Below are 2809 nucleotides of genomic sequence, written 5' to 3'. Positions count from 1 at the left end.
CGTCTTTTATTCAAACGGTGACAATTGGCGTTCTTTTTATTGTCTTTTTAATTGGCTGTTTCTTTGCCTATATTTTTAGTAAGGCGATTACTTCTCCTTTAAATAATCTTGCTAAGGTGATAAAAGGAAATAAAGATTCAGATGAAGAATTGCAGTATTTTAATCCAAATGATGAGGTTGGGCAAATTGGTGTTCAATTTATAAATATGTTACGGGAAAATAAGAAATTAAATAATCAAGTCATTCAAGCAATTGTTGTAAACGAGCACAATATTTCAGATACTCTTTTCCACATTAATCCGGGAGGAAATCTGAAATAATGTGCTATTTTTTTCACTTTATTTCGGAATGTGCAAAATCTTGTTCAAATTATTCCGTCTTAAATTCAGGAAAAGAAAACCCCTAAAAAGGGGCATCAACTGGCATATAATCCTGTTTTTTTATTCGAATTTTGTACACCTCGTAAGTGTGGAGTACAAACCTTACTTCGTGTTCCAGAGTTACGAACCAATCAAAATCTTTCTCCAAGTATGCATGGAGATACCTGTTTTGGACCCGTATCTCAAATGCATAACCCTGGTCTATCCAGTGGGGCTGATGTCCTAACCATACTCTCCATTCTTGAAGATGGTGGTCAAATACTAATATTCCACGCCTCATGATAAGCCATTATCCTCTATAGCTAACCTGACAATTTCCTCATCAATCAGTTCTTTCTTTAGTTGAGAGCCAAATAATAAACTGTTAATCGTTAATGTATTAATAACCCGTGGCCAACCTTGAGACCGTGATGCGATAGCTTCTACCGCGGTTTCTGTAAAGATGGTCATCTTCGCTCCTGCTAACTTCATATGATGATGAATATAATGGGAAACTTCCTCTCTGGATAATGGCTGAATCTCATATTTCATAATCATTCTCTGTGATAGTGGACGATGATGATTTAATGCTAATCGAGTCTTTAAATGTGGTAAGCCAGCTAAAACTAGGATAAATGGATTGGTTGAGTCCATATGAAAGTTAAATAATAGTGCTATATCCTGCAAAAAAGCATCTTTTGCCATATGCATTTCATCTAAAATGAAAACAGGTGTGATCTTACGTTCCCCTGCCATTCGCTCAATGCCTTGTTGAATTTGCCTAAAGAGATCGACTTTACGGAACTTCGGTTCCTCCCCTAAGCCATATACTAACCCACGGTAAAAATCCATTACACCACCAGTTGAAAGGGGAAAATAGACTACGTGATATAAAGAAGGGTTTAATGACTCCTTAAAAGACCGTAAGGTAAACGTTTTTCCTGCGCCAGGATCCCCAATAAGAAGACCCATTCCCTTCGATTTCTGTAAATAATTTAATGCGTTTAAAGCCCCTTGATAATCAGTGGAAGGAAACGCATCCGAAGGGCGTATATCTTTCGAAAATGGTGCTTGAGCTAAAGAGTAAATGGATTTATACATGGTCTTGTTCCCCTTTCACTTCAGCTGTTTGAGATAATGAAAATGGCGAGCGAGCCCGTTTTACATGCGCATTATCCTTCATGGATACAGGAATTGCTTCAGCGACTTTCTTATCATCCTCAAAGATATAGACACCATTTTCGTCTAGTCTCACATCGATAGAATGACCGATAAAACGGGAAGGTACTTCGTAGAGCTCTTTATTTAACGTAATCGTCCCATCAGCCTTTACTTTCCGGTGTTCTCGTTTCAAGAAGATGGTCTCAAGAATAGACAAATCCTCCAAAAATGTTATATCCTTTAGTTGAGATTGAAACACTTCATGGGGCGTTTTACCCTCTAAAGAGGCATGAACTCTTCGGTGATAATCTTTCTCTAACCAGCTCCAGAATCGTTCATTTAACTCTTCTAGTGAATGAGCTGGATCGGCTTGTAATAACGGATAAAACCGTGTTTGAATCGTTTTAAACAACCTTTCTACCTTCCCTTTTGCACGGGGATCATACGGCTGCGTGTGAGCTAAAGTAATTCCGAGTTGGGCACAAGCATATTGAAGCGTTTCAGATCGATAGATCTTACCGTTGTCCGCATAAATGATGGTAGGTTTCCCTCTGCGAATTAAAGCCTCTTTCGTGACTACTCTTAATCCATCAAACTTCTCTGACGAGAAGAACTGTGCATACGGCACAAGACGAGAACAGTCATCAATATAGGCAATTAAAAATGTCTTTGTCTTTTTTCCATTAACGGGTACATAAGGTCCATGGGATAAATCAGCCTGCCACAACACATTCACCTTTTCGTGAGCGAACCGTTTTCTTTCTGGTATCGCCACCATTTGTTTTCCTACAAGGTTGTGTTTTTTTAATAATCGAATTATAGTAGAGTAAGATATTTGGTTTTTTTGTATCTCTCCACGCTCGATTAGTTGTTCGTAGAAAACACTAACCGGCATATGGGGAGATTTTTTTCGTATTTCAAGGACAAGATCTTGGTCATCAGGGGATAGTCTTCGAGAATTCCCTCGATCCAAGCGCTTCTTGGGCTTTAATGCTTCAAATCCATTTCTTCGATAATGAAGAAGCCACTCTTTCATTGTTTTCTCTGCAATTTTCCTTTCTCCATAATGGGGGACAGAATGAACCTTTCCCTCCATTCCATTTAAATATTCCTTCGAATCAACTTGCCCATTCAATAGGGGGGCTATTAGGCCATACCGAAATAGGGCCACTTGTTCACGCTCTTTTTCATTCATGGAATCTTCCTCCTTTTTCATAGAAGGACGACCGGTCATCCATGGTTATTATTCTACTTTTTTCGATATTTTCTGACTATGAAAAAGGTATGTG

General features: G+C 38.6%; 2 protein-coding genes and 1 pseudogene. 1 reads left to right on the top strand and 2 read right to left on the bottom strand.

Annotation, left to right across the window (positions count from 1 at the left end; all coding sequences use genetic code 11):
* A pseudogene (locus ADJ83_RS07665) lies at positions 1-320 on the top strand (HAMP domain-containing protein); the annotation flags it as partial.
* Between the two features lie 336 nt (positions 321-656).
* On the opposite strand, the gene ADJ83_RS07655 reads toward ADJ83_RS07665, so the two are convergent.
* Positions 657-1460, bottom strand: coding sequence for an ExeA family protein (locus ADJ83_RS07655; protein WP_031538280.1), 804 nt, complete (start codon positions 1458-1460; stop codon positions 657-659).
* Positions 1453-2715, bottom strand: coding sequence for a DDE-type integrase/transposase/recombinase (locus tag ADJ83_RS07650; protein WP_031538279.1), 1263 nt, complete (start codon positions 2713-2715; stop codon positions 1453-1455). The genes ADJ83_RS07655 and ADJ83_RS07650 overlap by 8 nt, the downstream gene beginning before the upstream one ends.
* Between the last annotated feature and the right edge of the window lie 94 nt (positions 2716-2809).

Source organism: Bacillus sp. 522_BSPC (assembly GCF_001076885.1).
GTDB lineage: Bacteria > Bacillota > Bacilli > Bacillales > Cytobacillaceae > Niallia > Niallia hominis.
The sequence above is the reverse complement of the archived record's forward strand: the minus strand, read 5'-3'. Positions and strand labels throughout refer to the sequence as shown.

Bases quoted from the DNA above. Each gene is read 5' to 3' on its own strand.
- ADJ83_RS07655 (WP_031538280.1), bottom strand. From the start codon at position 1,460: ATGTATAAATCCATTTACTCTTTAGCTCAAGCACCATTTTCGAAAGAT.
- ADJ83_RS07650 (WP_031538279.1), bottom strand. From the start codon at position 2,715: ATGAATGAAAAAGAGCGTGAACAAGTGGCCCTATTTCGGTATGGCCTA.